This window comes from Streptomyces massasporeus, from assembly GCF_014648995.1.
GTDB classification, from domain to species: Bacteria; Actinomycetota; Actinomycetes; order Streptomycetales; family Streptomycetaceae; genus Streptomyces; species Streptomyces massasporeus.
The window spans coordinates 177,061-202,085 of the sequence record NZ_BMSE01000002.1 but is presented as its reverse complement, the minus strand read 5'-3'; the positions used below and the strand labels follow the sequence as shown (position 1 = coordinate 202,085).

At 69.9% G+C, this 25,025-nt stretch carries 19 protein-coding genes and 1 tRNA gene; 10 read left to right on the top strand and 10 right to left on the bottom strand.

All coding sequences use genetic code 11. The annotated features are described in order from the left end of the window. The first annotated feature begins 191 nt into the window (after positions 1-191). The 4 genes from IE153_RS05800 (at position 192) to glxA (ending at position 5,380) form a co-directional block, all read left to right on the top strand. Positions 192-265: transfer RNA gene (locus IE153_RS05800), tRNA-Lys, on the top strand. Positions 266-403: 138 nt separating this feature from the next. Beyond that, a complete protein-coding gene (locus IE153_RS05795; RefSeq protein ID WP_189588687.1) occupies positions 404-1,117 on the top strand; it encodes a FadR/GntR family transcriptional regulator in 714 nt (237 codons plus the stop codon). A gap of 325 nt (positions 1,118-1,442) precedes the next feature. Further along, complete coding sequence (locus tag IE153_RS05790) at positions 1,443-3,443, top strand: glycosyltransferase family 2 protein (RefSeq protein WP_189588686.1); 2,001 nt, start codon at positions 1,443-1,445, stop codon at positions 3,441-3,443. Further along, positions 3,440-5,380 (top strand): radical copper oxidase GlxA, encoded by a 1,941-nt coding sequence (glxA, locus tag IE153_RS05785; RefSeq protein WP_189588685.1) that lies wholly within the window; start codon positions 3,440-3,442, stop codon positions 5,378-5,380. Before IE153_RS05790 ends, glxA begins: the two co-directional genes overlap by 4 nt. 90 nt (positions 5,381-5,470) lie before the next feature. Here the strand turns inward: glxA and IE153_RS05780 are convergent, their stop codons facing one another. The 6 genes from IE153_RS05780 to IE153_RS05755 all read right to left on the bottom strand — a co-directional run bounded on the left by IE153_RS05780 (position 5,471) and on the right by IE153_RS05755 (position 12,463). Continuing rightward, positions 5,471-6,508, bottom strand: coding sequence for a glycoside hydrolase family 6 protein (locus IE153_RS05780; protein WP_189588684.1), 1,038 nt, complete (start codon positions 6,506-6,508; stop codon positions 5,471-5,473). Between the two features lie 347 nt (positions 6,509-6,855). After that, positions 6,856-7,533: a class F sortase gene (locus IE153_RS05775; protein ID WP_189588683.1), complete on the bottom strand. Its 678-nt coding sequence runs from the start codon at positions 7,531-7,533 to the stop codon at positions 6,856-6,858. Between the two features lie 2 nt (positions 7,534-7,535). Then, complete coding sequence (locus tag IE153_RS05770; protein ID WP_189588682.1) at positions 7,536-8,357, bottom strand: hypothetical protein; 822 nt, start codon at positions 8,355-8,357, stop codon at positions 7,536-7,538. 217 nt (positions 8,358-8,574) lie between these two features. Further along, the gene (locus tag IE153_RS05765; RefSeq protein ID WP_031111693.1) at positions 8,575-9,354 is read right to left on the bottom strand and encodes an HAD-IIA family hydrolase; all 780 of its coding nucleotides are present in this window, start codon (positions 9,352-9,354) and stop codon (positions 8,575-8,577) included. Positions 9,355-9,462: 108 nt separating this feature from the next. Continuing rightward, positions 9,463-10,263 carry an LPXTG cell wall anchor domain-containing protein gene (locus tag IE153_RS05760; RefSeq protein WP_189588681.1) on the bottom strand — a complete coding sequence of 267 codons (801 nt, stop codon included), beginning with the start codon at positions 10,261-10,263 and terminating at the stop codon, positions 9,463-9,465. A gap of 856 nt (positions 10,264-11,119) precedes the next feature. Beyond that, entirely contained in the window at positions 11,120-12,463 is a 1,344-nt protein-coding gene (locus tag IE153_RS05755; RefSeq protein WP_189589240.1) for an ROK family transcriptional regulator, read from the bottom strand. 96 nt (positions 12,464-12,559) lie between these two features. Here IE153_RS05755 and IE153_RS05750 point away from each other — a divergent pair, with 96 nt between their 5' ends. The 3 genes from IE153_RS05750 (at position 12,560) to IE153_RS05740 (ending at position 15,128) form a co-directional block, all read left to right on the top strand. Continuing rightward, positions 12,560-13,651, top strand: coding sequence for a Gfo/Idh/MocA family oxidoreductase (locus IE153_RS05750; protein WP_189588680.1), 1,092 nt, complete (start codon positions 12,560-12,562; stop codon positions 13,649-13,651). Then, positions 13,648-14,187: a heme-degrading domain-containing protein gene (locus IE153_RS05745; RefSeq protein WP_189588679.1), complete on the top strand. Its 540-nt coding sequence runs from the start codon at positions 13,648-13,650 to the stop codon at positions 14,185-14,187. Before IE153_RS05750 ends, IE153_RS05745 begins: the two co-directional genes overlap by 4 nt. A gap of 74 nt (positions 14,188-14,261) precedes the next feature. Then, positions 14,262-15,128: an LLM class F420-dependent oxidoreductase gene (locus IE153_RS05740; protein ID WP_189588678.1), complete on the top strand. Its 867-nt coding sequence runs from the start codon at positions 14,262-14,264 to the stop codon at positions 15,126-15,128. Positions 15,129-15,226: 98 nt separating this feature from the next. On the opposite strand, the gene IE153_RS05735 is transcribed toward IE153_RS05740, so the two are convergent. The 3 genes from IE153_RS05735 to IE153_RS05725 form a co-directional block, all read right to left on the bottom strand. After that, positions 15,227-16,084 (bottom strand): fumarylacetoacetate hydrolase family protein, encoded by an 858-nt coding sequence (locus IE153_RS05735; protein ID WP_189588677.1) that lies wholly within the window; start codon positions 16,082-16,084, stop codon positions 15,227-15,229. A 143-nt stretch (positions 16,085-16,227) separates the two neighbouring features. Beyond that, positions 16,228-16,938, bottom strand: a complete 711-nt coding sequence (locus IE153_RS05730) for a YidC/Oxa1 family membrane protein insertase (protein WP_189588676.1) — start codon at positions 16,936-16,938, stop codon at positions 16,228-16,230. Between the two features lie 111 nt (positions 16,939-17,049). Continuing rightward, positions 17,050-17,361: a DUF6412 domain-containing protein gene (locus IE153_RS05725; protein ID WP_189588675.1), complete on the bottom strand. Its 312-nt coding sequence runs from the start codon at positions 17,359-17,361 to the stop codon at positions 17,050-17,052. Positions 17,362-17,581: 220 nt separating this feature from the next. Here IE153_RS05725 and IE153_RS05720 point away from each other — a divergent pair, with 220 nt between their 5' ends. Continuing rightward, a complete protein-coding gene (locus IE153_RS05720) occupies positions 17,582-19,057 on the top strand; it encodes a glycoside hydrolase (protein WP_189588674.1) in 1,476 nt (491 codons plus the stop codon). A gap of 108 nt (positions 19,058-19,165) precedes the next feature. After that, the gene (locus IE153_RS05715; protein ID WP_189588673.1) at positions 19,166-20,182 is read left to right on the top strand and encodes an SEC-C domain-containing protein; all 1,017 of its coding nucleotides are present in this window, start codon (positions 19,166-19,168) and stop codon (positions 20,180-20,182) included. A gap of 388 nt (positions 20,183-20,570) precedes the next feature. Here the strand turns inward: IE153_RS05715 and IE153_RS05710 are convergent, their stop codons facing one another. Continuing rightward, complete coding sequence (locus IE153_RS05710) at positions 20,571-21,740, bottom strand: MrcB family domain-containing protein (protein WP_189588672.1); 1,170 nt, start codon at positions 21,738-21,740, stop codon at positions 20,571-20,573. Positions 21,741-21,861: 121 nt separating this feature from the next. Between IE153_RS05710 and IE153_RS05705 the strand changes: the two genes are divergently transcribed. Continuing rightward, entirely contained in the window at positions 21,862-25,023 is a 3,162-nt protein-coding gene (locus tag IE153_RS05705; protein WP_189588671.1) for a DEAD/DEAH box helicase, read from the top strand. The last annotated feature ends 2 nt before the right edge of the window (positions 25,024-25,025 follow it).

The window sequence follows — 25,025 nt, the reverse complement described above, 5'->3', positions numbered from 1 at the left end:
CCCCTCACACTTCCGGCGGAAAATGCGGCGCCCGTGCAGCGGGCGCGCGTCGTCAGTTTCGCAACTGTCTTCCGCACGCGCATGCTGACGGTCCGAATGATGTACACGGCCGCCCTATGGGCCCCTCTCCCGGGCCCGGGCAGGTGGTCCGGAGCACCTCCGGACGTCCTGTAGAGTTACGACGTCAGCAGGCGCCGCTAGCTCAGTTGGTTAGAGCAGCTGACTCTTAATCAGCGGGTCCGGGGTTCGAGTCCCTGGCGGCGCACAGACCGGAAGGCCTCTCGCGGAAGCGAGGGGCCTTCTTGCGCTCCCTCATGAGTCCGACTCCTGAGCTGATACCTGGCCGGACCTCTCTCTGGCCGGAACCCGGCCCACCGCGCGATTGGCCGGATACCCTCTCGCCATGGCAGCGCGTGACCTACAGGAGCGGATCAAGAAGCTCATCATCGACCGCCGGCTGGCCTCCGGGGCCCCGCTGCCGACCGAGCCCGAGCTGATGGAGTACCTCGGCGCGAGCCGGAACTCGGTGCGGGAGGCGCTGAAGGCGCTCCAGGCGATGGGCATCGTGGAGATCCGGCACGGCTTCGGCACCTACGTCGGCCCGATGTCCCTGGCCCCGATGATCGAGGGCCTCGCCTTCCGCACGGTCGCCGGGCACTGCCGGGGCGAGGACTCCCTGCTCCAGCTGCTGGAGCTGAGGGAGGCGGTGGAGACGGGGCTCGTGTCCCGGCTCGCCGGCCGGATACCGGAAGCGGACCTGGTTGAACTGGATGCGCTCGTCGACCGTATGGAAGAGCAGGCCGCGCAGGGAGCCGGCCTCGCCGAGACCGACCGGGCCTTCCACGCCACCCTCTACCGGGGGCTGGACAACGTGCTGCTGTGCGAGGTCCTGGAGGCGTTCTGGGACGCCTTCCACCGGGTGCGAACGGACCTCGGGGGCGAGCCGCAGGACCCGATGGTGACCTGCCGGCAGCACCGGGAGATCCTCGACGCGGTGCGGTCCGGGGATTCGATGCGGGCGGAGGAGGCCATAAGAGAGCACTTCGGCAACATCCGCGCCCGCCTGTCCACAACGGCTCCACAGGGTCCCCACACCCGCCACAATGAACGCGTTTGACCGGTAACCACCATGTTTCGCATCTTGCGATCATGATGAACGCCGTAGAACCCTGGTTTTCTGGTTGTACAAGGTGCTGCGCGTTCGCGGCAGTTGGGGGGATTCGGGACCGGTTGCGGCGTGGGCGGGGGTAGGGGCCCTGTTCATGAACCGATGCCAAGGGGGGCATCATGCAACCGGAAGGTCGCGTTGCCGTGTCTATAGGGTGTGGATGACGTGGTGACTGCGATCCACCACTGATACGTCTGTGAAGGTCGAGGGGGACCTGGAGCAGACGGTAAGAAGCTACGAAACACGCGGTTGTCCGCGTGTGGGGGGATGACTCATGACGTCGAGGCCCACGGGTGCCCGGCAGGACCACGACCCGTCCCAGACCACCCAGCTCAGGGTGCCATCGCACCGGATGAGCACCACGGGGACGTTCCGACGGATCAAGAAGACGCTGCCGAGATACGACTACGAGCACTACAGCCGGCTCGCGGGTCCCCTCACCCAGCCGGATCCGAGCAAGCCGTACAAGGTGCAGTACCGCTCGCTCATCTCGCAGGAACCGCACCGCATCCGCGTCGCCCTGATGCTGGCCGCCGCCCCGGTGCTGTCGCTGGTGCTGCTGTTCTGGCTGCTCCAGCCCGAGCACTGGACCGAGCGCGACTACCCGGCCTTCGACTGGCTGCCCGCGCTCGACATGGTGATGCTCGTCTCGATCGGTCTGATCGAGTTCTTCCGCTGCATGAACGTGCTGTCGAACGCGCACGCCACGCTGGTGGCCCGCGACCCGATCCCGGTGGTGCCCGAGACCGGCACCAGAGTGGCCTTCCTCACCTCCTTCGTGCCCGGCAAGGAGCCGCTGGAGATGGTGACGAAGACCCTGGAGGCGGCGGTGAAGATCCGCCACCGGGGCCTGATGCACGTGTGGCTGCTCGACGAGGGCGACGACCCCGACGTGAAGGCGGTCTGCGAGCGCCTCGGCGTGCACCACTTCTCCCGCAAGGGCGTCGCGAAGTGGAACCAGGCCAAGGGTCCGCACCGCGCCAAGACCAAGCACGGCAACTACAACGCCTGGCTCGAGGCGCACGGCGACAACTACGACTTCTTCGCCTCGGTCGACACCGATCACGTGCCGCTGCCCAACTACCTGGAGCGGATGCTCGGCTTCTTCCGCGACCCGGACGTCGGCTTCGTCATCGGCCCGCAGGTCTACGGCAACTACGACAACCCCATCACCAAGGCCGCCGAGTCGCAGCAGTTCCTCTTCCACGCGCTGATCCAGCGCGCCGGCAACCGCTACGGCTCCCCGATGTTCGTCGGCACCTCCAACGCCGTGCGCATCAGGGCGCTGAAGCAGATCGGCGGTCTGTACGACTCGATCACCGAGGACATGGCGACCGGCTTCGAGATGCACCGCCACAAGAACCCGGCGACGGGGCGGAAGTGGCGCTCGGTGTACACGCCGGACGTGCTCGCGGTCGGTGAGGGCCCCAGCGCCTGGACGGACTTCTTCACCCAGCAGATGCGCTGGTCGCGAGGGACGTACGAGACGATCATCGGGCAGTACTGGAAGGGCTGGTACTCGCTGCCGCCGAGCAAGCTCTTCAACTACACGATGATGATCATCTTCTACCCGATGTCGGCCCTCAACTGGATCCTGGCGGCGCTGAGCTGCTGCCTGTTCCTGGGTCTGGGTGCCTCGGGTGTGAACATCGACCCGGCGGTCTGGCTGATGCTCTACGGCAACGCCTCCGCCCTGCAGATCGGCCTGTACGTCTGGAACCGCCGGCACAACGTCTCGCCGCACGAGCCGGAGGGCTCCGGCGGTGTGGCCGGCATGGTGATGTCCGCGCTGTCGGCGCCGCTGTACGCGAAGGCGCTGATCGACTCCATGCTGCGGCGCAAGAGCAAGTTCGTGGTCACGCCCAAGGGCGACTCGGCCAGCCCGGACCGCTGGTTCGCCACGTTCCGCTACCACTGGTACTTCGTCGCGATCTTCGGCGCCTCGATCACCGCCGGCTTCGTCTTCGGCCACTCCCACCCCGCGATGATCATCTGGGCGACGTTCGCGCTGCTGATCACCGCCTCGCCGGTGTTCGCCTGGCGCTGGCAGCTGCGGCAGGACGCGAAGAAGCCCGCCGCCCCCGCCGAGGGCGGGCCGCAGGACCCTGGGGGAGCTCCCCGGACCCAGCCGCTGCCCATCCCGCAGCAGCCGACCGGGCACACCCCGCAGCAGAAGCCCACTTGGGCCGCGACCCCGGGCGCACACGGGGAGGTCGGGGGATCCGACCAGACCATGCAGATCGCCCTTGGTGGACTTGGGGGACGTAAGGAATGAACGACCGTGCAGGCCGCCGCCGGGCCCGTCGACTCGCGATCGGCACGGCGGTGGTACTCGCGCTGGCCGGGATGAACGGGCCGTGGCTCTACCGCTTCAGCACCGAGAAATACCACCAGTACAAGATCAACAAGCCGGAGTACAAGGCCGCGAACGGCAAGTGGGAGATCGTCGATTTCCCCGAGGAGTACCGGCAGAACACCATCCACGCGGCGCTGCTGCGCACCGGCAAGGTGCTGCTCGTCGCGGGGTCGGGCAACAACCAGGACAACTTCGACGCGAAGAAGTTCGACACCCGGATCTGGGACCCGCTCAAGGGCACCATCAAGAAGGTCCCCACACCGGCCGACCTGTTCTGCACCGGCCACACCCAGCTCGCCAACGGCAATCTGCTGATCGCCGGCGGCACCAAGCGCTACGAGAAGCTCCAGGGTGACGTCACCAAGGCCGGCGGCCTGATGATCGTCCACAACGAGAACCCGGACGCGCCGATCACCCTGCCCGCGGGCACCACGTTCACCGGCAAGAAGAACGGCAAGACCTTCGTCTCCAAGGACCCGGTGCTCGTGCCGCGCGCCAAGAAGGTCTTCGACAAGGCGACCGGCAAGTTCCTGCGCAACGACCCCGGTCTCGGCCGGATCTACGTCGAGGCGCAGAAGCGGGGCAAGAAGTACGAGACGGGCACGCAGGACAACTACCGCGTGCACGGCCTGAAGGGCTCCGCCGCCAAGAACACCTACGGCATCGCGCAGAAGCTCGCCCTGGACAAGAAGGACTTCCAGGGCATCCGTGACGCCTTCGAGTTCGATCCCGTAGCCGAGAAGTACATCAAGGTCGACCCGATGAAGGAGGCCCGCTGGTACCCGACGCTCACCACCCTGAGCGACGGGAAGATCCTCAGCGTCTCCGGCCTCGACGACATCGGCCAGCTGGTCCCCGGCAAGAACGAGGTGTTCGACCCGAAGACCAAGAAGTGGACCTACACCGGCAAGGTCCGGCAGTTCCCGACCTACCCGGCGCTGTTCCTCATGCAGAACGGCAAGATCTTCTACTCGGGGTCCAACGCGGGCTACGGGCCGGACAACGTGGGCCGTGAGCCGGGCGTGTGGGACGTCGACACCAACAAGTTCTCGAAGATCCCGGGCCTGAGCGACCCCACACTGATGGAGACGTCCGGCACGGTGCTGCTGCCTCCGGCGCAGAACGAGAAGTACATGGTGGTCGGCGGCGGCGGCGTCGGCGAGTCCGAGAAGTCCAGCGAGAAGACCCGGATCGTCGACCTGAAGAAGCCGAACCCGAGCTTCGAGGACGGCCCGTCCCTGGACAAGGGCACGCGCTACCCGAGCGCCTCGGTCCTGCCCGACGACAGCGTGCTGATCTCCGGCGGTTCGGAGGACTACCGCGGCCGCGGCGACTCCAACATCCTCGAGGCGCGGCTCTACGACACGGAGAAGAACGAGCTCAAGCGCGTCGCCGACCCGCTCGTGGGCCGCAACTACCACTCCGGTTCGATCCTGCTGCCCGACGGCCGCGTGATGTTCTTCGGCTCCGACTCGCTCTACGCCGACAAGGCCAACACCAAGCCGGGCGAGTTCGAGCAGCGCATCGAGATCTACACGCCGCCCTACCTGTACGGCGACGGGGACCAGCCTTCGCTGTCGGGCGGGCCGCAGACCATCGAGCGCGGCGGCACGGGGACGTTCACCTCCTCGGACGCCTCCCGGGTCAAGAAGGTCCGGCTGATCCGGCCGAGCGCCGCCACGCACGTCACGGACGTCGACCAGCGGTCGATCGCCCTGGACTTCAAGGCGTCCGGCGACAAGCTGACGGTGACCGTGCCGGAGAACCGGAACCTGGTCCAGGCGGGCTGGTACATGATGTTCGTGACGGACGCCGACGGGACCCCGAGCAAGGCGCAGTGGGTCAAGGTGCCGTAGAAGCAGGCGTGGAAGAAGACGGCAAGGGGCGCTCTCCGCGAGGAGAGCGCCCCTTTCGTATGCGCCGGTCGGCTTCTGCGGGCCGGTCCGTCAGCCGGTGGCCTTCGCCAGCTTCAGAGCGTAGTCCGCCCACCACTGGCCCGCCTTCGGCCCGCCCTTGCACTCGCCGTCCGACTCGCCCGGACGCTTCACCCACAGATAGGCGTCGACCAGCGGGTCCGCCGTCTTCGTCGTCGGGGTCTCGCCCAGGGAGCGGCCCGGCGGATTGCACCAGCGCTCGTCGGGGTTGCCGGCGCCGTAGGGGCCTTCGCCGTTGCGGCTGGTGTCGATGACGAAGTGCTTGCCGCCCACCTTGGTGGAGAGCTGCTTGCCGTAGGCGATGGAGTCCTTGGTGGAGTAGAAGTTGGAGACGTTCACCGAGAAGCCGTCGGCCTGCGCGATGCCCGCGCGGTTCAGGGACTCGAAGATCTGGTCGGGGTGCTGCCAGCCGGCGTTGCCCGCGTCCAGGTAGACCTTCGTGTTCTTCAGGGACTTCAGCTTGGTGACGGCGCCCTTGAGGAGGTCGTAACGCTCCTCGTGGAACTGCTCCGGGGTGCAGCCGTCGACCAGGTGCAGCAGGGCGTCCGGCTCCAGGACGATCGTGGCGGCCCGGTCGCCGATGCCCGCGGCGACGCCGTCGAGCCACTCTCGGTAGGCGTTGCCGTCGGCGGCGCCGCCCTGCGAGTACTGGCCGCAGTCGCGGTGCGGGATGTTGTAGAGGACGAGCAGGGCCGTACGGCCGGCCTTGTCGGCTGCCTCGGTGAAGCCCTGCGTCTGCTCCTGCGGATTGTCCGGGCCGACCCACTCGGCGACCGGCTGCTCGGCGATCTTGCGGATCTGCTCGGCGTCCTGCTTCTTGCCGGACTTCTCCAGGGCGGCGACCTGCCGCGCCGCAGTTCCGTCCGGATTGACCCAGAACGGGGCCTTTTCCTTGGGCTGTTGGGTGATCCCGGCGCCCGCGTCGGCGCCCTTGTCCGATCCGTCTCCTCCGTCGGAGGAGGAACACCCCGTCACCAGCAGTGCCGCCCCCAGCACCGCTGCGGACATCCGCCTCCCGGCGAACACCCCCGCCCCCCTGCTGCCGTACATCCAACTCCCCCTTGGGTGCAGCGTTACAAGTCTCAATCCTGACATACGTCCCGCGACACCCACGAGGCGAACCCCACCTGCGTGGATGACGCAGCGCCACCGTATCGGGACTTGGTGTTATCCAACGTCTGGGCCGGGGTGGCCCTTCGGTCCTGGAGTCTTCTCAGCACATGCCCGGCCTCCGGCCAGAGATTCACCCACCGTGACTCCGTGGCCTCCCGCGCAGCTCGCCGGGCTACTCCCGCAGCCCGTGCGCGCGGTGGAGGACCGGCCCGGTCGGCGGCCTCAGGGGGAGCGGGTCGTCGACCGGGTTGGGTGGCGGCGCCGGGCCGCACCGCCCTCGGACCTCAGAGGCCGGTTCCCGTCAGGTACGCCGAGACGACCACGTTCGCCGTGTAGCCGCGGGTCGTGCGGTCGAAGCTGCCGCCGCAGGTGACCAGCCGCAGTTCGGCCCGCCCCGACTCGCGGGGGCCGTACGCCTGGTGGGCGTCGAAGCGGTCGCGGGTGAGGACCTGGACGGACTCGACGGTGAACTCGGCGACCTTGGCGTCGGCCCGGATCACCCGGATCGTCTGGCCGGGCCGCATGGCACTGACCTTGTAGAACACGGCGGGCCGGGTGTCGGTGTCGACGTGACCGACCATCAGCGCGGTGCCGGGTGCCCCGGGCGCGACCCCGCCGGAGTACCAGCCGACCACGTCCGGCTGGTCGTACGGCGGTGGATCGGGCGCCCCGCGTGCGTCGAGGCCGCGTGCCACCACCGGGGCCTGGACGCCGAGCCCGGGGATGTCGACGCGCTGCGGCAGCGCGTCGCCCAGCGGTCGGTGCTCGGGCGGCAGCTTGATGTCGGGGGGCCGTCCGGCCGCCGCCATGTCGCCCGTGGCGGGGGCCGAGATGCCGTGCCGCATCTCGGTGACCTCGCGGCCCCACAGCCACAGCCCGAGCAGCAGCACGACCCAGGCCATGCCGGTCAGCAGCCTGCCGGTGCCCGAGAAGCGCCTCTGTACGTGATCGTGATCGTGCATCGTCAGTCCGTTCCGCGGCCCCGGCGGAGACCGCGCAGCGCGACGACCACCGCGGCCACGCCGGCGAGCACCAGCCCGGTCACCCCCTGCGCCGTACCGGGACCGGCGCCGCGCTCCTCGGCGGCGACGAGCTCGGCGGCACCGCCACCGCCCGCCTGGACCGGGGCGACGGGTGAAGCCGGGGCGCTGGGCCGGTGCGAGAGGGGGGCGTCGTCGTCTACGCCGGGAGCGGACGGCTCCCCGTCGACACCGGGAGCGGACGGCTGGCCGCCACCGTCGGGTGCGGGCAGTCGGCCGCTTGCGCCGGCGGCGCCGGGTGCGGGCACCTGCCCGCCCATCCCGGGGGCGGCGCCCGGTGCGGGCAGGTGCCCGCCCATCCCAGGGGCGGGTGGCTGACCACCGGCCCCGGGAACCGGGAGCGGTGCGGCCTCGCGCGCGGGCGGTTCGGCCTCCTGCGCGGACGGCTGCGCGGACTCGGGCTCTCGCGCCTTGCCGTCCCGGACGGTGAGGGTGCCGGTCTGTCGCGTGGCACCGCAGGTGACCCGCACGGCGTACGAACCCGCCTCGGCCGTGGAGCGGACGCGGCTCTCGCCGGTGAGTTCGCGTGCGCCGGTGACGGTGAGCCGGGCGTCAGCGACGAACGCCGCCGAGGCGGCGACGGCCGTCCGCTGCGCGCAGCCGGTGACGCGGAGTGTGATGTCACTGCCGGGGGCGGGGACGGCCGGGGTCACCGAGACGCTCCCCGCGTCCGCCGCGTACGCCGCCGGGGCGAGGGCGACGGCAGCCAGGACTCCGGTGCAGACAGTGACTCTCAGGGAACCCATCGTGAACCTCCAGATGCCTGGAGCCTCCCCCGCGCAGTGGGTCGCCGCATCCTCAGGGAAGCGGCGGCTGCTCCGGACGGGTGACGACGGGTTTGGTGGCGGGTTCGGCGGCGGGGGACGACGGTGGGTTCGGCGGCGGGGGACGACGGCGGGTTCGGGCCCTCGCCTGCCGCCGCCCGGGGTTCGGACCGGTTCGACGCGGTCCGCCGCCCGGGGTTCAGACCCGGTCGACGAGGTCCGCGATCGAGTCCACGACCTGTGACGGCCGGTACGGGAAGTCCTCGACCTGTTCGGGCCGGGTCAGGCCGGTGAGCACCAGGAACGTCTGCATCCCGGCCTCCATGCCGGCCAGCACGTCGGTGTCCATGCGGTCGCCGATCATCGCGCTGGTCTCGGAGTGCGCCCCGATGGCGTTCAGCCCGGTCCGCATCATCAGCGGGTTCGGCTTGCCCGCGAAGTACGGCTTCTTGCCGGTCGCCTGGGTGATCAGCGCGGCCACCGCGCCGGTCGCGGGCAGCGGGCCCTCGGTGGAGGGGCCCGTCTCGTCGGGGTTGGTGCAGATGAACCGGGCGCCGCCGAGGATGAGCCGCACCGCCTTCGTCATGGCCGTGAAGGAGTACGTACGGGTCTCGCCGAGGACGACGTAGTCCGGCTCGTGGTCGGTCAGGATGTAGCCGATGTCGTGCAGCGCGGTGGTCAGCCCGGCCTCGCCGATGACGTACGCCGAGCCGCCCGGCCGCTGGTCGTCCAGGAACTGGGCGGTGGCCAGGGCCGAGGTCCAGATGGACTCGATCGGCACCTCCAGGCCCATGCGGCGCAGCCGGGCGTGCAGGTCGCGCGGGGTGTACATCGAGTTGTTGGTGAGGACCAGGAAGGGCTTCCCGGACTCGCGCAGCTTCTTCAGGAAGGCGTCGGCGCCGGGGATCGGCACGCCCTCGTGGATGAGCACACCGTCCATGTCGGTGAGCCACGACTCGATGGGCTTGCGGTCTGCCATGTGCGGGATCTCCTGCCGTACGCGGTCCTGCGTACGACCCAGCCTAGACAGTGGCGGGATCTTGCGGAATGGCCCGTGTGCGGCGTCCCGACTGGCGGGACGTCCTGCTCAGCGACGGCGGCGTGCGACGAGCAGCACCCCGCCGGTGAGCAGCAGGGCCGCGGCCGCCGCGGCGACCTGGGTGCCGGTTCCGGTGCGGGCCAGTTCCTCCGCGAAGGGGAACCGGTCCTCGCGGGGCGGGACGGAGGCGCTGGAGTCGGGGCGGGGTTCCGTCCCCGTGTCGGTGTCGGTGCCGGTGTCGGTGTCCGTGTCCGTGCCGGTGTCGGTCCCCGCCTCACCGTCGTCGATCCCGAACCGGTAGTCGTTCGACTGCCCGACCCAGTCACCGTCGTCGTCGTGCCGCTGCACCACCGCGGCGTTGGCCGTGACGCCGTTGGGCACGGCGCCCGAGGTGAGCGTGAGCCGCACCTTCACGGTGACGGTTCCGCCCGGCTCGACGGTGAACCCGGCGAACCGGTCCTCCTCGTCGGCGAACGCCCCGACGAGTTCGTCCTCGCCGGTCTTCTCGAACCGCACGGGGTGGGCCCGCTCGCCCTCGAAGAACTCGAGGCGCGGCTGGGAGGGGTCCAGGGCCCGCTTGTCGTCGATGAGCACGACCACGGGGTGGATCCCGGTGCAGGTCCGGTCGGTGGTGTTGGTCAGGTCGACGTACCAGGTCCCGAACCCGCCCCCGGCCGTGTAGGTGTCCGGCCCGCCGTGGATGCGGGTGGTGAGCGGGAAGGTGTGGTCGTCGGGCGCGGCACAGGAGGGCGCGGGGGCGTCCGCGTGCGCCGGGTGAGCACCGGGGAGCAGGGCGGCGGCCGCCGCTGCCGCCGCCAGGCAGAGATGAGCGGGCGTGCAGATTCGCATGATGATGTGACATTCCGAGCGGCGGGGTTCGCGAGACGACTTTGACGCGAACGGGCCCCGAACGGCGGCGCGGATCCGCCCGGTCGGCGGACAGGGCCCTGTCGACGGACAGGGTTTGGCGGCGGACGGGGCCTGGTGGGCGGGCAGGGTCCGGTGGGCGGGCAGGTCCCGGTCGGCGGACGAGGCTTGGCGTCGGACGGGGCCTGGCGCCGGGCAGGGCCCGGTGGGCGGGCAGGGTCCGGTGGGCGGGCAGGTCCCGGTCGGCGGACGAGGCTTGGCGTCGGACGGGGCCTGGCGCCGGGCAGGGCCCGGTGGGCGGGCAGGTCCCGGTGGGCGGGCAGGCCCCGGTGGGCGAACGAGGCTTGGCGTCGGACGGGGCCCGATCGGCGGACAGGGCCTGGCGGCGGACGGGGCCCGGTGGGCGGGCAGGTCCCGGTCGGCTGACGAGGCTTGGCGTCGGACGGGGCCCGATCGGCGGACAGGGCCTGGCGCCGGGCAGGGCCCGGTGGGCGGGCAGGTCCTGGTCGGCGGACGAGGCTAGGCGCCGGACGGGGCCCGATCGGCGGACAGGGCCTGGCGGCGGAAAGGGCCCGGCGCCGGACGGAACCCGGACGGCGGGCAGAGCCCGGCGGCGGCCCAGGCCTCAGCGGCGCCCCAGGGTCTTCGCGCGGGTGTGGGCCCATCCCGCGAGGACGGCACCGACCGCGGTGAGGACCGCGTAGGTCACCAGCAGCGGAACGAAGCCACCGGGCAATCCGCCGCCCCGAGCACGAGCCGAGCGGCCCCTACCGCCCCGCCCCGCCCCGACGCAGCCATCACCCCCAACACCTCCCGATCCGCCCCACCACCCCGCACCTCACCCACCCCCATGCCCGAACACCGGCCCCAGCACCAACTGCGCCGCCCCCACCGCCACGGCCCCGTCCCCGCCGGGCGCGACGCGCACCGGCACCGCGTCCTGGCCCGTTCGCCGGGCCCGGGCCTCCAGCACCGCACCGACCCCGCCCACGAAGGCCTCCGGCGCCGCCGCCACCGTACGGCCGCCGAGCAGGACGACGTCGATGTCGAGCAGCCCGACGAGGTTCGCCGCTCCGGCTCCCAGCACTCGCGCCGCCTCGTCCAGATCTCCGCGCGCCACGGCACCGAGGCACAGGGCCTCGACGCACCCCCGGTCCCCGCAGGTGCAGGGCGGGCCGTCGAGCTGGATGACCTGGTGGCCGAACTCCCCGGCCCCGGTCCTGGCCCCGCGGTGCACGCTGCCGCCGATGACCAACCCGGCCCCCAGTCCCGTGCCGAGGTGCAGGTACGCGAAGGAGCCCCCCTCGCCCCCGGCGGCCAGGCCCAGCGCCGCCGCGTTGGTGTCCTTGTCGACCACGACCGGCACGCCGAGCCGCCCGGCCAGCGCCTCCCGCAGCGGGAAGCCGTCCCACCCGGGGAATCCGGTCACCCGGTGCAGCACACCCCGGACATGATCGAGCGGCCCGGGCAACGCGACGCCGACCCCGAGCAGGGATGGATCGAGCCCGGCCGGCCCCGGCAGCGAGCCTCCGTCAAACCCGGCGGCTCCCGGCCGGGAGCCGCCGTCAAGCCCGGGCGACCCCGGCAACGGGACCCCTCCAAACCCGGCCGGCCCCGGCAGCGAGTCCGCGTCCAACCCGGCCGCCCCCGGCCGCACGTCCCCTTCAAGCCCAAGCCCAAGCCCAAAGCCCCCCGCGAACCCACCCGGCAGCACCCCCGCCACCGTCTCCCCCACCGCTCCCAGTACGGCCTCCGCCCCCGCCCCCAGATCCAGCGCGGCCCGGCGCTCCCCCACCACGGTCCCCCGCAGATCCACGAGCACGACCCGCACCTCGTCCCGGTCCAGATGGACCCCGACCGCGTGCCCGGCCTCCGGCACCAGCCGCAGCACCGTGCGCGGCTTGCCCCCGGTGGACGCCCGGCGGCCGGCCTCCGCCACGAGGCCGTCCTCCCGCAGCCGTGCCGTGATCTTGCTGACGGCCTGCGGGGTGAGGCCGGTCCGCTCGGCGAGTTCGAGGCGGCTGATGCCCTCGTCCCCGGCCGTCCGCAGCAGGTCGAGCACCAGCGCGGCGTTGTGGCTGCGCAGGGCGAGCAGATTGACCCCGCCACCCCCGGCGCCGACTCCCGACCCGGCCCCGACCCCGGCCGTGCCGGCCGCCCCCGCGCCTCCCGTCCCGCGCATGCCGCCCACTCCGCCCGTACGGTCGTCCGCCCTCTTCACACCCCCCATTGTCCCCGGCGCTTGCACTTTGGCAACAGCGTTGCGAAAGTGGGTGGCATGACTGGCACACCCCTCGGCACAGCCCCCGGCTCGCCCCTCCGCGTCGGCCTCGTCGGCTACGGCCTCGCCGGCTCCGTCTTCCACGCCCCGCTGATCGCCGCCACGGAGGGCCTCACCCTCGACACGGTGGTCACCTCGAACCCGGAACGGCAGCAACAGGCCCGTGCCGAGTTCCCGGACGTCCGCCTCGCCGCCACGCCGGACGAGCTGTTCGACCGGGCCGCCGAGCTGGACCTGATCGTCGTGGCGTCCCCGAACAAGACGCACGTGCCGCTCGCGAGGACCGCGCTGGAGGCCGGCCTGCCGGTCGTCGTCGACAAGCCCGTCGCGGGCACGGCGGCCGAGGCCCGCGAGCTCGCCGCCCTCGCCGAGGAGCGCGAACTGCTCCTCTCCGTCTTCCAGAACCGCCGCTGGGACAACGACTTCCTCACCCTGCGCAAGCTGCTGAACGAGGGTGAGTTGGGCGACGTGTGGCGGTTCGAGTCCCGCTTCGAGCGGTGGCGTCCGAAGCCGAAGGGCGGCTGGCGGGAGTCCGGCGACCCCGCAGAGATCGGAGGTCTGCTCTACGACCTCGGCAGCCATGTCGTCGACCAGGCCCTGGTCCTCTTCGGCCCGGCGGCCGCCGTGTACGCGGAGACGGACATCCGCCGCCCGGGCGCCGAGACCGACGACGACACGTTCATCGCGATCACGCACACCGGCGGCGTCCGCTCCCACCTCTACGTCTCCGCGACGACCGCCCAGCTCGGCCCCCGCTTCCGCGTCCTGGGCTCGACCGCCGGTTACGTCAAGTACGGCCTCGACCCCCAGGAGGCGGCGCTCCGGGACGGCCTGCGCCCCGGCCCCGGCTGGGGTGCGGAGCCCGAGTCGCTGTGGGGCCGCGTGGGCTCCGGCGAGTCCCCGGTGACCGGCGGCGGACGCGCCGAACCCACACTCCCCGGCGACTACCCCGCTTACTATGCGGCCGTGGCGAAGGCCCTGCTGGAGGGCGCCCCGAACCCGGTGACCGCACGGGAGGCGGCCGCCGCCCTGGACGTACTGGAGGCCGCCCGTCGTTCGGCCCGCGAGAAGGTGACGGTGACCCTGTGACCCAGAAGAGCAACCCCTCGCACAGCCAGGGGCTCACCCCGAAGTTCCACCCGGAGCTCACCCCGAGCCTGGAGGAGCTGGAGAAGCAGGAACGCCTGCTGGTGTTCCGCCAGTTCACGTACGACGACGCCTGGGCGCTCGGCTCGCTCCTGGTCGAGCTGGCCCGGGAGCGGCAGGCTCCGGTCGCCATCGACATCCACCGCGCCGGCCAGCAGCTCTTCCACGCGGCGCTGCCCGGCTCCACCCCGGACAACGACGCCTGGATCGCCCGCAAGCGCCGGGTGGTCGAGCGCTACCACTCCGCCTCCTACCTGGTCGGCGCCCGCTTCCGCGCCAAGGGCAGCACCTTCGAGGAGTCCTCGCGCCTCGACCCGGACACCTACGCGGCCCACGGCGGCTCCTTCCCGATCACCGTCGAGGGCGTGGGCGTGATCGGCGCGGTGACGGTGTCGGGGCTGCCGCAGCTCCAGGACCACCGGCTCGTGGTCGAGGCGCTGGAGCGGTTCCAGGACCTCCAGGTCCCGCACCCGGAATGACCGGAGACTCCCTCCGGTTGGCACCTGCGTACGCGTGATCAAGCACGGCGCCCCAACCGGAGGGATCCCCACCGATGACCACCCCCCTGAAGGAGACCGTCGGCCGGTACGGCATCTGGAGCGTAGGCCTGCGCTCGGAGGACCCGGACCGGCGCGGCGAACTCGCCGAGGCCGCCGCCGAACTGGAGGAACTCGGCTACGGCGCCGTCTGGCTGGGCGGCAACAGCTCCGCCGCCAACGCCGCCCCGCTGATCGAGGCGACCTCGAAGCTCACGGTCGGCACCAGCATCCAGAGCATCTGGCAGCACGAACCGGACGCCGCCGCCACGGCCTTCGGGGAGCTGGAGTCGGCCCACCCCGGCCGGTTCCTGCTGGGCCTCGGTGTGAGCCACGCCAAGCGGGTGGAGCAGTACGCCCGCCCCTACTCGGCGCTGGTCGAGCACCTCGACGGCCTGGACGCCGCCGGAGTGCCGGCGGACCGGCGCCTGTTGGCCGCCCTGGGCCCGAAGTCGCTCCGGCTGGCCCGCGACCGGGCGGCGGGCTCGATCCCGTACCTGGTCACCCCGGAGCACACGGCGCACGCCCGCGAGCTCCTGGGCGAGGCCCCGCTGCTCGCCCCGGAGCTGGGCGTCGTCCCGGAGACGGACCCGGACCGCGCCCGCGCCCTCGCCCGCGAGTTCCTGGAGATCTACCTCCCCCTGCCGAACTACACCAACAACTTCCTCCGGCACGGCTTCACCGAGGACGATCTGTTGGACGGCGGCAGCGACCGTCTGGTCGACGCCCTGTTCGCCTGGGGCGACGACGCGGCGATCCGCACGAAGATCGACGCGTTCTTCGAGGCGGGCGCGGACCACGTGGCCCTGCAAGTCCTGGACGGTGCGCCGCGGGACGCCCTGCCGAGGAAGGCGTGGCGCGACCTGGCTTCCGCACTGGCGTGAGGTGAGCGCCCCAAGGGGCGCGGGGAACTGCGCGACCGGCCACGGACTGCCTGCAGCCGGAAACGGACCGCAGTTCCCCGGCCTTCCCGGCGGAGCGCCTACGCGTCCTTGAACTCCTGCCGCTGCCGCCCGAGCCCCTCGATCTCCAGCTCCACGACATCCCCGCTCCGCAGGAACGGCTTCGGCTCGGGCGCTCCCAGCGCTACGCCCGCCGGCGTACCGGTGTTGATCACATCGCCCGGGTACAGCGTCATGAACTGGCTGAGGTACCGCACGACCTCACCCACCGAGAAGATCTGCTCGGCCGTCGTCCCGTCCTGTTTCAGCTCCCCGTTGACCCAGAGCCTCAGGGACAGGTCCTGCGGGTCGCGTACCTCGTCCGCCGTCACGAGCCACGGACCCAGCGGGTTGAACGTCTCGCAGTTCTTGCCCTTGTCCCAGGTCCCGCCCCGCTCGATCTGGAACTCCCGCTCGGACACGTCGTGCGCCACCGCGTACCCGGCGACATGCGCCAGCCCCTCCTCCACGGACCCCAGGTACCGGGCCGTACGCCCGATGACGACGGCCAGCTCGACCTCCCAGTCGGTCTTGAGGGCCCGCCGCGGCACGAGGACCGTGTCGTTCGGCCCGACCACGGTGTCCGGGGCCTTCATGAAGACGACCGGCTCGGCGGGCGGCTCGGCGCCGGTCTCGCGCGCGTGGTCGTGGTAGTTCAGCCCGATGCAGACGATCTTGCCGATCCGCGCCAGCGGCGGCCCGACCCGCAGCCCGGTGGCGTCCAGGACGGGCAAGTCACCGGCGTCGGCGGCGGCCCGGACCCGGCCGAGCGCCTCCTCGTCGGCGAGCAGCGCGCCGTCGATGTCCGCGACGACACCCGACAGGTCCCGCAGGATCCCCTCGGCGTCGAGCAGCGCGGGCCGCTCCGCCCCCGCCGTACCGACTCGCAGCAGCTTCATGATCAGTCTCCCTCGATCGCGGGCGCCCGGCCGATGCGCGCGACCCGGGTGCGGCGGGGCAGCCATCGGAGGACTGGTCGATCCTCCAAGCTGAGAGTGCACTCCGCAATACCCCGTTCACGTACTGGACCCCGGCCGCACTGTCACCTGTACAGCACGGCCCGCTCGACGACACTCCACGTCGTGCTGGTCACGACGTACAGCGCGGCGGCCAGCGGCACGACGGCCACGGTGACCAGCGTGAAGAACGACATGAACGGCATCACCCTGGTCACCGCCCCCAGTCCGGGCAGCTGCTCGCCGTCTCCGACCTGGGCGGCCGGGTTCGCGGCCGTCATGCGCTTGCTGAGCCGGTAGCTGAACGCGGCGACGCATCCGACGACCACGAACAGCCCGGCGTAGACAAGCCCCGCACCGCTGAGGACACCGCCCTGGAGCGCGTCCGTCCACCGCTCCCCGAGCGGCGCCGCGAACAGCTGGTGGCCGAGCAGCCCGTTGGCCTCGCCGCCGATCGTGTCGCTGGAGAACAGGTGGTAGAGCAGGAAGAACGCGGGAATCTGGAGCATCCCGGGCAGGCAGCCGGCCAGCGGCGACACCTTCTCCTCGGCGTGCAGCTCCAGCACGGCCTTCTGGAGCTTCTCGGGGTTCTTGCCGTGCTTCTTCCGCAGCTCGGCGATCTTCGGCTGGAGTGCGGTGCGGGCCTTCTGGCCGCGCGCGGCGGCCCGGGACAGGGGGTGGACGAGGAGTCGTACGAGCGCGGTGAACAGGACGATCGCCGCGGCGGCGGCCGAGGCGCCGAACAGCGGCTGGAGCAGGTCGGCAAGGTGCTCGACCAGGTTGGCGAAGACGGACATGGGTGAGCCCTCCGGGGGTCTCGTCGTGCCGGAACAGGTCATGGCGGCATGACGACCCGCGCGGGGTCACCTCAGGTGTGGCTACGCCCTCATCCTGGTGTGGATACGCCCCTACGCGACGGTCGCCCGGAGGGGGTGACCGGGTGCCCGGGGCCGGGTACGCCCCCGGGCGTCGGGATCGCGCTGGGGCAGGAAGGCCGTACGCCGGTCCCGGTCGCGGATGGCCGTACGCACCCGCGTGCGCGGCACGGTGGGCGCGCAGCGGGAGGCGATGACGGCGCAGAGCGCGAGGGCGGACGAGGCGGCGGCGGTCGCGGCGAGCGCGACGGTGGCGGTGAGGCTGCCGGTGTCGAGCAGCGCCACCTCGACGAGCAGGAAGAGCAGCGCGAGGGCGGGACGCAGAGTGGCCCAGCTCCGGTTCACGGCTGCCTCTCCCCTCGTACGTGCGTATGCCTGTCGTCCGTTATACAGGACCACCCTTCCACCCGGGCCCGCTACTTCGTACACGGGTTTGAGAAAGGTTCGTCAGAACTCTCGACAACCCACCCGCCACACCCGATGCTTCTCGTCACCAACCACGGGGGCACCCCTGTGCGCCGGGCCGGGGACCGGCGCCCGCCCCCATCTCCCTTACGGAGGAGCCGTGATCCGACGCAGAAGTCTGCTGGCCGCAGCAGGCGGAACGTTCCTCGGCAGCGCCCTGGCGACGGGCACCGCGCACGCGGACGCAACGATCGCCGTCAACCCGTCGACGACGTACGGCACCTGGGAGGGCTGGGGCACCTCCCTCGCCTGGTGGGCCAACGTCTTCGGCGCCCGGGACGACTTCGCCGACCTGTTCTTCACCACCAAGTCCGTCACGTACAACGGCCGCTCCCTGCCCGGCCTGGGCCTCAACATCGCCCGCTACAACCTCGGCGCGTGCAGCTCCAACAGCGTCGGCGGCGAGACGATGGTGAAGTCCCCCAACATCCCCGCCTTCAAGCAGATCGAGGGCTTCTGGCAGGACTGGAACAACGAGGACCCCACGTCCTCGGCGTGGAAGTGGACGGCGGACGCCAACCAGCGCGCGATGCTGGTGAAGGCCACGCAGCGCGGCGCGATCACCGAACTGTTCGCGAACTCCCCGATGTGGTGGATGTGCAGCAACCACAACCCCTCGGGCGCTTCGGGCGGCGGCAACAACCTCCAGACCTGGAACTACCGCCAGCACGCCAGCCACTTGGCGGCGACCGCCCTGTACGCCAAGAACAACTGGGGCGTGAACTTCGCGACGGTCGACCCCTTCAACGAGCCGGCCTCCACCTGGTGGACGGCGACCGGCACCCAGGAGGGCTGCCACATGGACCCGGCGGTCCAGGCGGCCGTACTCCCCTACATGCGCAGCGAGTTGGACAAGCGCGGCCTCACGGGCCTGCGCATCGCGGCCTCGGACGAGACGAACTACGACACGGCCCGCTCCACCTGGTCGTCCTTCAACTCCACCACCAAGGGCCTGGTCTCCCAAGTCAACGTGCACGGCTACCAGGGCTCGGGCGGCCGCCGCGACCTCCTCTACGCGGACGTGGTCACCACCTCCCGCAAGAAGCTGTGGAACTCCGAGACGGGCGACAGCGACGGCACGGGCCTGACGATGGCCTCGAACCTCTGCCTCGACTTCCGCTGGCTGCACCCCACGGCCTGGTGCTACTGGCAGGTCATGGACCCGTCGAGCGGCTGGGCGATGATCGCCTACGACGCCAACACCCTCCAGCCCACCACCGTCCAGACCAAGCACTATGTGATGGCCCAGTTCAGCCGCCACATCCGCCCCGGCATGACGATCCTGGACACAGGCGTGGACTACGCGGTGGCGGCGTACGACGCGGCGGCCCGCCGCCTGGTGATCGTGGCGGTCAACACGTCCACGTCGGCCCAGACCCTCACCTTCGACCTCTCCCGCTTCTCGACGGTGACGGGCGGCTCGGGCGGCCTGGTCCCCCGCTGGAACACGGTCACGACGGGCGGCGGCGACCTCTACACGGCCCGCTCGGACATCCGCCTGTCCGGCAAGTCGGTAGCTGTCCCATTCGCGGCAAAATCAGTCCAAACCCTCCAGATAGACGGCGTGACGCTCTAGAGGTGCGCGGAGCGTGAGAGAAACCCGCGAGCCCCTGGACGCCCTCGATATCGGGTCTGGCCTGCCCATCTCTCACGCTCGTCACCTCCCGGCAGTACGGTGTCCCCCATGCGCCCCGACACGCCTGCCGAAAACGTCGACCACACCGCCGAGGCGGCACGCCTGGAGCGGACCGCCGGCCTGTATCCCGAGGACGCCGAGGCCCTGCTGCTGCGGGCAGCGGCCCACCTGGAACTCTCCGGCGACCGCCCCACCGCGACCTCGCTCTACGACCGCCTGCTGTCCTCCCCGGACGGCCTGGAGAACCCCCACCTGGTACGGGCGCTCAAGGCCTCGAACCTCTGGGAGTACGGCCACGAGGCCGAGGCCCGCGCGATCATCGATGGCGTCCGGGTGGCGTCCCCCACGGACCCGGCCCCCTGGGTGATCGTCGCGGAGTCCCTGGAGTCCCACGACGAACTGGAAGCGGCCCACGAGACGTTCACGGAGGCCGTGCACCGCCTCCTGACGGACGTCGCGGAGCCCCCCTACGCCACGCACCCCCTCCTCTTCGGCCGCCACCGGGTCCGCCGCATGCTCGGCAAGACCCACGACGAGTGGGACGCCCTGGCGGACACGGTTCACTCCCTCCCGATCACCCTGGACGAACTCCACGACCCCAAGCGGGTCTGGTCCCTGGGCTCGGAGAACCCCGCGGAACTGGAGGCGGAGATCCTCCGCCTCCGAGCAGAACTGGGCGCGTACAGGGAGGCCCTCTCCCGCCCCTTCCCGGTAGCGATCCTGCACTGGCCGGCGGGCGAGCTCACGGAACTCCTGGAGGCGTACCCGGCCCTCGCATCGGAGTACCCGACCCACGAGGAACATCTCGCGACCATAGAGACGGCCCTCCGCGAACTGTCCGCCTCCGGCACCCCGAACCTGGGCATCGTCACCGGCACGGTCCCGTCCTACGAGGCGTTCGCCGCATCGGAGCTCTCCTCCCCGACGGACCCGACCCTCCTCCCTCAATACGCGACGACGCTGGCGGCGCGGGGACGGGCGGTGGCGTGGCCGCCGCAGCAGGGGGCGGGTTGCTGGTGTGGGTCGGGCCGCTCGTACGGAGAATGCCACGGCGGCACGGCCTGAGAGCCGACGCGGGGGCGGGGACAATCCGGCGGCCGGCCGCGCCACGCGCCTCACCTGACGAGGGACACCAGGACCACCGGCAGGTCGCCGCCGAGCCGACCCGGCGTGCGCGGAAACGCTGACGCGCCCGTCACGCCGGGCACCTGCGCAGCGCACGGCTGCGCTCCCCACCCTGGCCCCCACTTCCCCGGGCCGCCCGCTCGCTTCTCTCCCGTGCTGGAGCGGCCCGGGTCAAGGGTGGCCCGCAGGGCCATCGGCGCCAGCCGACGCGGAACGCAGCGCAGCGGAGTGAAGCGCCCTTGAGGCGGGGCGGGGAGGCACGACACTGGCCAGGAAGCGGGCGGCCTCTACGGCAACCACTTGTCGCCCGGGTTCGTACGTCGCCTGGTCAGGCTCCTACGGCCAGGTCCCACGAGGCGGCTGTGGGAGAACCCGCCCAACCCCCGCCCTCAGCCCTCCAAATCGACGCAATGCCGTGTTCCTCTAGGTACTCGGCGTAGTGCCCTATGTCTTCCGTGAAGAGGGCCACAAGGTGCGGCTTGGGCTCGCCGCGCTTCTGGTGCCAGTAGTAGCTGTACTCGTACAGCTGCCCCACGGCCTCACGGACGGCTTGGGTCGCGTTGCCCTTCTTGACGGCCTTGCCCTCCACAAGCCAGGAGCGCTGCTGATCCACGGCGGGGCGACGCAGGACTAGGTCCCTGGGATACATGCCTAGCGTGATCGGCTGATACCCACACATGACAACGTGAAGGCCGAAGTCCTTGATGAGCTCTTCGTGGTGCCGTTCCCTGCGCCGGCGGCCGCCCCTGATGTGGACGTGGTAGTCGCTGCTGTCGTTCGGGCGAAAGCCGTCGAGGGGGTCATCGGCGGGGAGGGGGAGATGGCCCTCACCCTCGTAGACAATGGGCTCGCTTACCAACGGCTGCTGGAGCCAGACGCGATGGCTTGCGGCAGCGTCGCGGAGAAGCAGAGATGCCACACGGAGCTCCTCTGCGAGGACTTCCTCCGCTGGCATGCTCGCAATCTCGTACCGTCGCGCTGCCACGCTCGCGGCCTCGTAGGCACGGGGGCGTTCGAGCTTGGAGCTGAAGACCGGCTTGTGAGCCCAACGCGCGGCCAACTCGGGTTCCATACCCGCCCTGAGGTGCCGTGCCCGCCGCTTCAGTTCCCTCAGCCGGTCGCCCAGCTTGGGGTATGTGTCCGAAAGCTTTGTGACGCCCTGCTGCAACGTGAGGGTCACGGAGGTCAGGGTCGAGTCGAAGATGTAGGCGAGGTACAGACCCTCCTGGGCCTGCGTATTGATGGACTCGCCGAACACTCCGATCCAGGGAGTCCTGCTCGCAGAACCCTTCCCTCCGTACCCCGACGCGACAAAGCCATGAGGCAAGGGCAGATCGGGCATCCTCGCGACCTCCCGAAGGAGGTCTTGGGCTGATACACCGCTAGCCGTACCGGCCTCGGGGTCGTAGGTCTCCGCTATGCGTATGAGCAAGTCACGTAAGAGCACACTCAAAACGTAACTCGATACGATCAGTTCCGTCTCTAAGAAGATCGGCATCGCGCATACGGGCGACCGACCCTGTCCGACATGAGACGCCGTTTGCCACTCCCATGGACCTGTCAGTGCCTCTTGATAGAACAGCCTCGTCGATCGACACGATCAACCGGGGAGCCTGCCTGTGTCTGAGAGCCGCACCGACGTCTCTACCCCAGCCGATGGACTGTACGAGCAGCTGATCACGCTCCGCTTCGAGCAGCAGTTGAAGGAGCTGGCCAGCCGCGGATGGCACCCCATCAGCGAGTTCGTGGGGCCTGAATCTGTGCCGCACGTCCTAGCGCGACACATCGGGGGGACGGTTCGGCAGGTGTTGCAGAACCTTCCGGCAGAGGAACGGGTCTACGCCGCCAACCACATCTTGGAGTCCCTCAGCACACTGCACGGCGCCAAGGAGTGGGTGGACTTGGTCGCCGACGGACCACGCCAACTCCTCGCGATCACCCGGCAAGAGGCGCCCGGCGTCTTCGCCGTTCGTCCGGGTATCCCGCTATCCGATACTGCTCTGATCACCAACTCGCCGGAAGATCCAAGCCTCGGCTTCGAACTGCGCGCGGAACTCGCTACCGCCGACCGCGTGGACCTGCTGTGCGCCTTCGTGAAGTGGCATGGGCTACGGATCATTGAGCAGTCGCTCAAGGCAGCCCATGCACGAGGGGTACCGATACGGGTCATCACAACGACCTACATCGGCGCAACCGAGCGACGCGCGTTGGATCGGCTCGTGGAAGAGTTCAACGCACAGGTCAAGGTCAACTACGAGACCCGCTCGACGCGGCTGCACGCCAAGGCGTGGCTGTTTCGCCGTAAGAGCGGATACGACACGGCATACGTGGGCAGCTCCAACCTGTCGAAGGCAGCGCTTCTCGATGGCCTGGAGTGGAACGTCCGACTCTCCTCGGTGGCCACGCCTGACGTGATGCGCAAGTTCGAGGCCACCTTCGACGCCTACTGGAGCGACCCGTCCTTCGAGACGTACGACCCTAAGGCCGATGGCGAACGCCTTCGCGAAGCCCTGGCGATTGCGGGCGGTACCTCATCGACGTCCGCGACTCAGCGTGGAATCACCTTGTCAGGGCTGGAGGTACGACCGTACCCCCACCAGCGCGACATGCTGGAGCGACTCGAAGTTGAGCGGGAGGTGCACGACAGACACCGGAACCTGCTGGTGGCAGCCACAGGCACGGGCAAGACCGTGATGGCAGCGCTCGACTACAAACAACTACGCAAGAAGCACGGCCGTGACCTGCGGCTCCTCTTCGTCGCTCACCGCAAGGAAATCCTCGATCAGTCGATGAGGACGTACCAAGACGTCTTGGTGGAGGCGAACTTCGGCGAATCGCTACACAGTGGTGAGATCCCAGAGCGTTGGTCGCACGTCTTCGCCAGCGTGCAGTCGCTGAGCGTCAAGGGCCTGGACCGTCTCGCTCCGGATCACTTCGATGTGATCGTCATCGACGAGTTCCATCACGGAACCGCACCGACCTACCGCAAGATCCTCGATCAGTTCAAGCCGTTGGAGCTCCTTGGGCTCACCGCCACGCCTGAGCGCATGGACGGCAAGAACATTCAGGACGAGTTCTTTGACGGCCGGATCGCAGCGGAAATGCGCCTGTGGGAGGCACTGGAAAATGATCTACTCAGCCCCTTCCACTACTTCGGCATCAGCGATTCCACAAACCTCAGCACGGTGGAGTGGAAGCGCGGGACGTATGACCCAACTGCGCTGAGCAATGTGCTGTCGAGCAACGCAAGACGCGCTCGGCTGGTTGTGAAGGCCGTTCGGGAAAAGCTGTCCGACCCCCACACCATGCGAGCATTGGGCTTCTGTGTGTCAGTAGCCCATGCCCACTTCATGGCGGAGGTCTTCCGGACGGCCGGCCTTGAGGCCGTCGCCCTGTCTGGGGAGACGCCGGCCGAGCAGCGCAAGCAAGCGCTGAATGACCTGGCATCGGGCAAGCTCCAGGTGATCTTCTCGGTCGACCTCTTCAACGAAGGCCTCGACATCCCAGACGTAGACACACTGCTGCTTTTGCGCCCCACGTCCAGCGCCACGGTGTTCTTGCAGCAGCTCGGCCGCGGGCTCCGACGGTCTGAAGGCAAAGCGGTGCTCACCGTGCTGGACTTCATTGGACAGCATCGCAAGGAGTTCCGTTTCGAGAACCAGTTCCGAGCACTCACCAACCTGACGCGCAAGCGGCTCCTCGACCACATCGAGCACGACTTCCCTCAGCTCCCCTCTGGCTGCCAGATCATCCTTGAAGAGAAGGCGAGGAAGGCGATCATCGCCAACATCAAGGATCAGATCGGCGTCAATGTCACCGCACTAGCGCACGAAGTTGCGGACTATGCAGAGCCAACGCTCAGCCGTTACCTAGAAGAGAGCGGCCGTGAGCCGAAGGAGCTCTACCGAGGAAACGGCAACTCCTGGACCGGTCTCCTACGCCGTGCGGGTCTCCTCAAGGGCGAGGCACCTGAAGGTGAAGCAGCGCTCCTCAAACGCGTCCCTGCGTTTCTGCACGTGGATGATCCACTGCGTGTTACCGCATACACCCGGATGTTGGAAGATGACGCGCCTGCCTACAGCGAGCTCGACGAACAGGGACAGGCGTATGCCCGCATGCTCTTCTTCCAGCTCTGGCCCCTCGGCGGTGTGACCCGCAAAGGCTTCGCCAGTTATGACTCCGGCTTCGCGGCGCTACGCAAACAGCCGGCTGTGCGGAGTGAACTCCGCCAGATGTTGGCGTACAACCTCGCTCACACGGAGCACGTCCCGATTCCACTCCTCGGCATCGGGGATGACACGGGAGTCCCACTGACCGTCCACGCCTCATACAGTCGCGAGGAGATCCTGCCTGCCCTGGGCCAGTCCGCTATCGGCGGCTTCATGCCCGGCGACTTCCGCGAGGGCGTGAAGTGGTGCGAGTCCATGAAGGTCGACGCCCTCCTCATCACCCTGGAGAAGGATGAGAAGGACTTCTCCCCTCAGACCCGCTACCACGACTATGCCCTCAGCGAGACCCGCTTTCACTGGGAGTCCCAAAACCAGACCTCGGAGACCTCTCCCACAGGTTTGCGGTACCAACGCCACGCCACTGAAGGCAGCCACGTCCTGCTCTTCGTGCGTCGCTACAAGAGCACAGACATCGGCGGCGCCCAGCCATGGATGTTGCTTGGCCCTGCCGACTATGCGGAGCACACAGGCAGCAAGCCGATGGCCATCACATGGCAGTTGAAGCACTCGATTCCGGCCGATGTCTGGACGTACTCAGCAATCGCCGGCTGATG

Coding starts and splice junctions, on each gene's coding strand:
- glxA (WP_189588685.1), top strand. CDS start 3,440: ATGAACGACCGTGCAGGCCGCCGCCGGGCCCGTCGACTCGCGATCGGC.
- IE153_RS05790 (WP_189588686.1), top strand. CDS start 1,443: ATGACGTCGAGGCCCACGGGTGCCCGGCAGGACCACGACCCGTCCCAG.
- IE153_RS05710 (WP_189588672.1), bottom strand. CDS start 21,740: ATGCCGATCTTCTTAGAGACGGAACTGATCGTATCGAGTTACGTTTTG.
- IE153_RS05735 (WP_189588677.1), bottom strand. CDS start 16,084: ATGAAGCTGCTGCGAGTCGGTACGGCGGGGGCGGAGCGGCCCGCGCTG.
- IE153_RS05770 (WP_189588682.1), bottom strand. CDS start 8,357: ATGGGTTCCCTGAGAGTCACTGTCTGCACCGGAGTCCTGGCTGCCGTC.
- IE153_RS05760 (WP_189588681.1), bottom strand. CDS start 10,263: ATGCGAATCTGCACGCCCGCTCATCTCTGCCTGGCGGCGGCAGCGGCG.
- IE153_RS05765 (WP_031111693.1), bottom strand. CDS start 9,354: ATGGCAGACCGCAAGCCCATCGAGTCGTGGCTCACCGACATGGACGGT.
- IE153_RS05755 (WP_189589240.1), bottom strand. CDS start 12,463: ATGCGCGGGACGGGAGGCGCGGGGGCGGCCGGCACGGCCGGGGTCGGG.
- IE153_RS05775 (WP_189588683.1), bottom strand. CDS start 7,533: ATGCACGATCACGATCACGTACAGAGGCGCTTCTCGGGCACCGGCAGG.
- IE153_RS05730 (WP_189588676.1), bottom strand. CDS start 16,938: ATGTCCGTCTTCGCCAACCTGGTCGAGCACCTTGCCGACCTGCTCCAG.
- IE153_RS05740 (WP_189588678.1), top strand. CDS start 14,262: ATGACCACCCCCCTGAAGGAGACCGTCGGCCGGTACGGCATCTGGAGC.
- IE153_RS05795 (WP_189588687.1), top strand. CDS start 404: ATGGCAGCGCGTGACCTACAGGAGCGGATCAAGAAGCTCATCATCGAC.
- IE153_RS05750 (WP_189588680.1), top strand. CDS start 12,560: ATGACTGGCACACCCCTCGGCACAGCCCCCGGCTCGCCCCTCCGCGTC.
- IE153_RS05715 (WP_189588673.1), top strand. CDS start 19,166: ATGCGCCCCGACACGCCTGCCGAAAACGTCGACCACACCGCCGAGGCG.
- IE153_RS05780 (WP_189588684.1), bottom strand. CDS start 6,508: ATGTACGGCAGCAGGGGGGCGGGGGTGTTCGCCGGGAGGCGGATGTCC.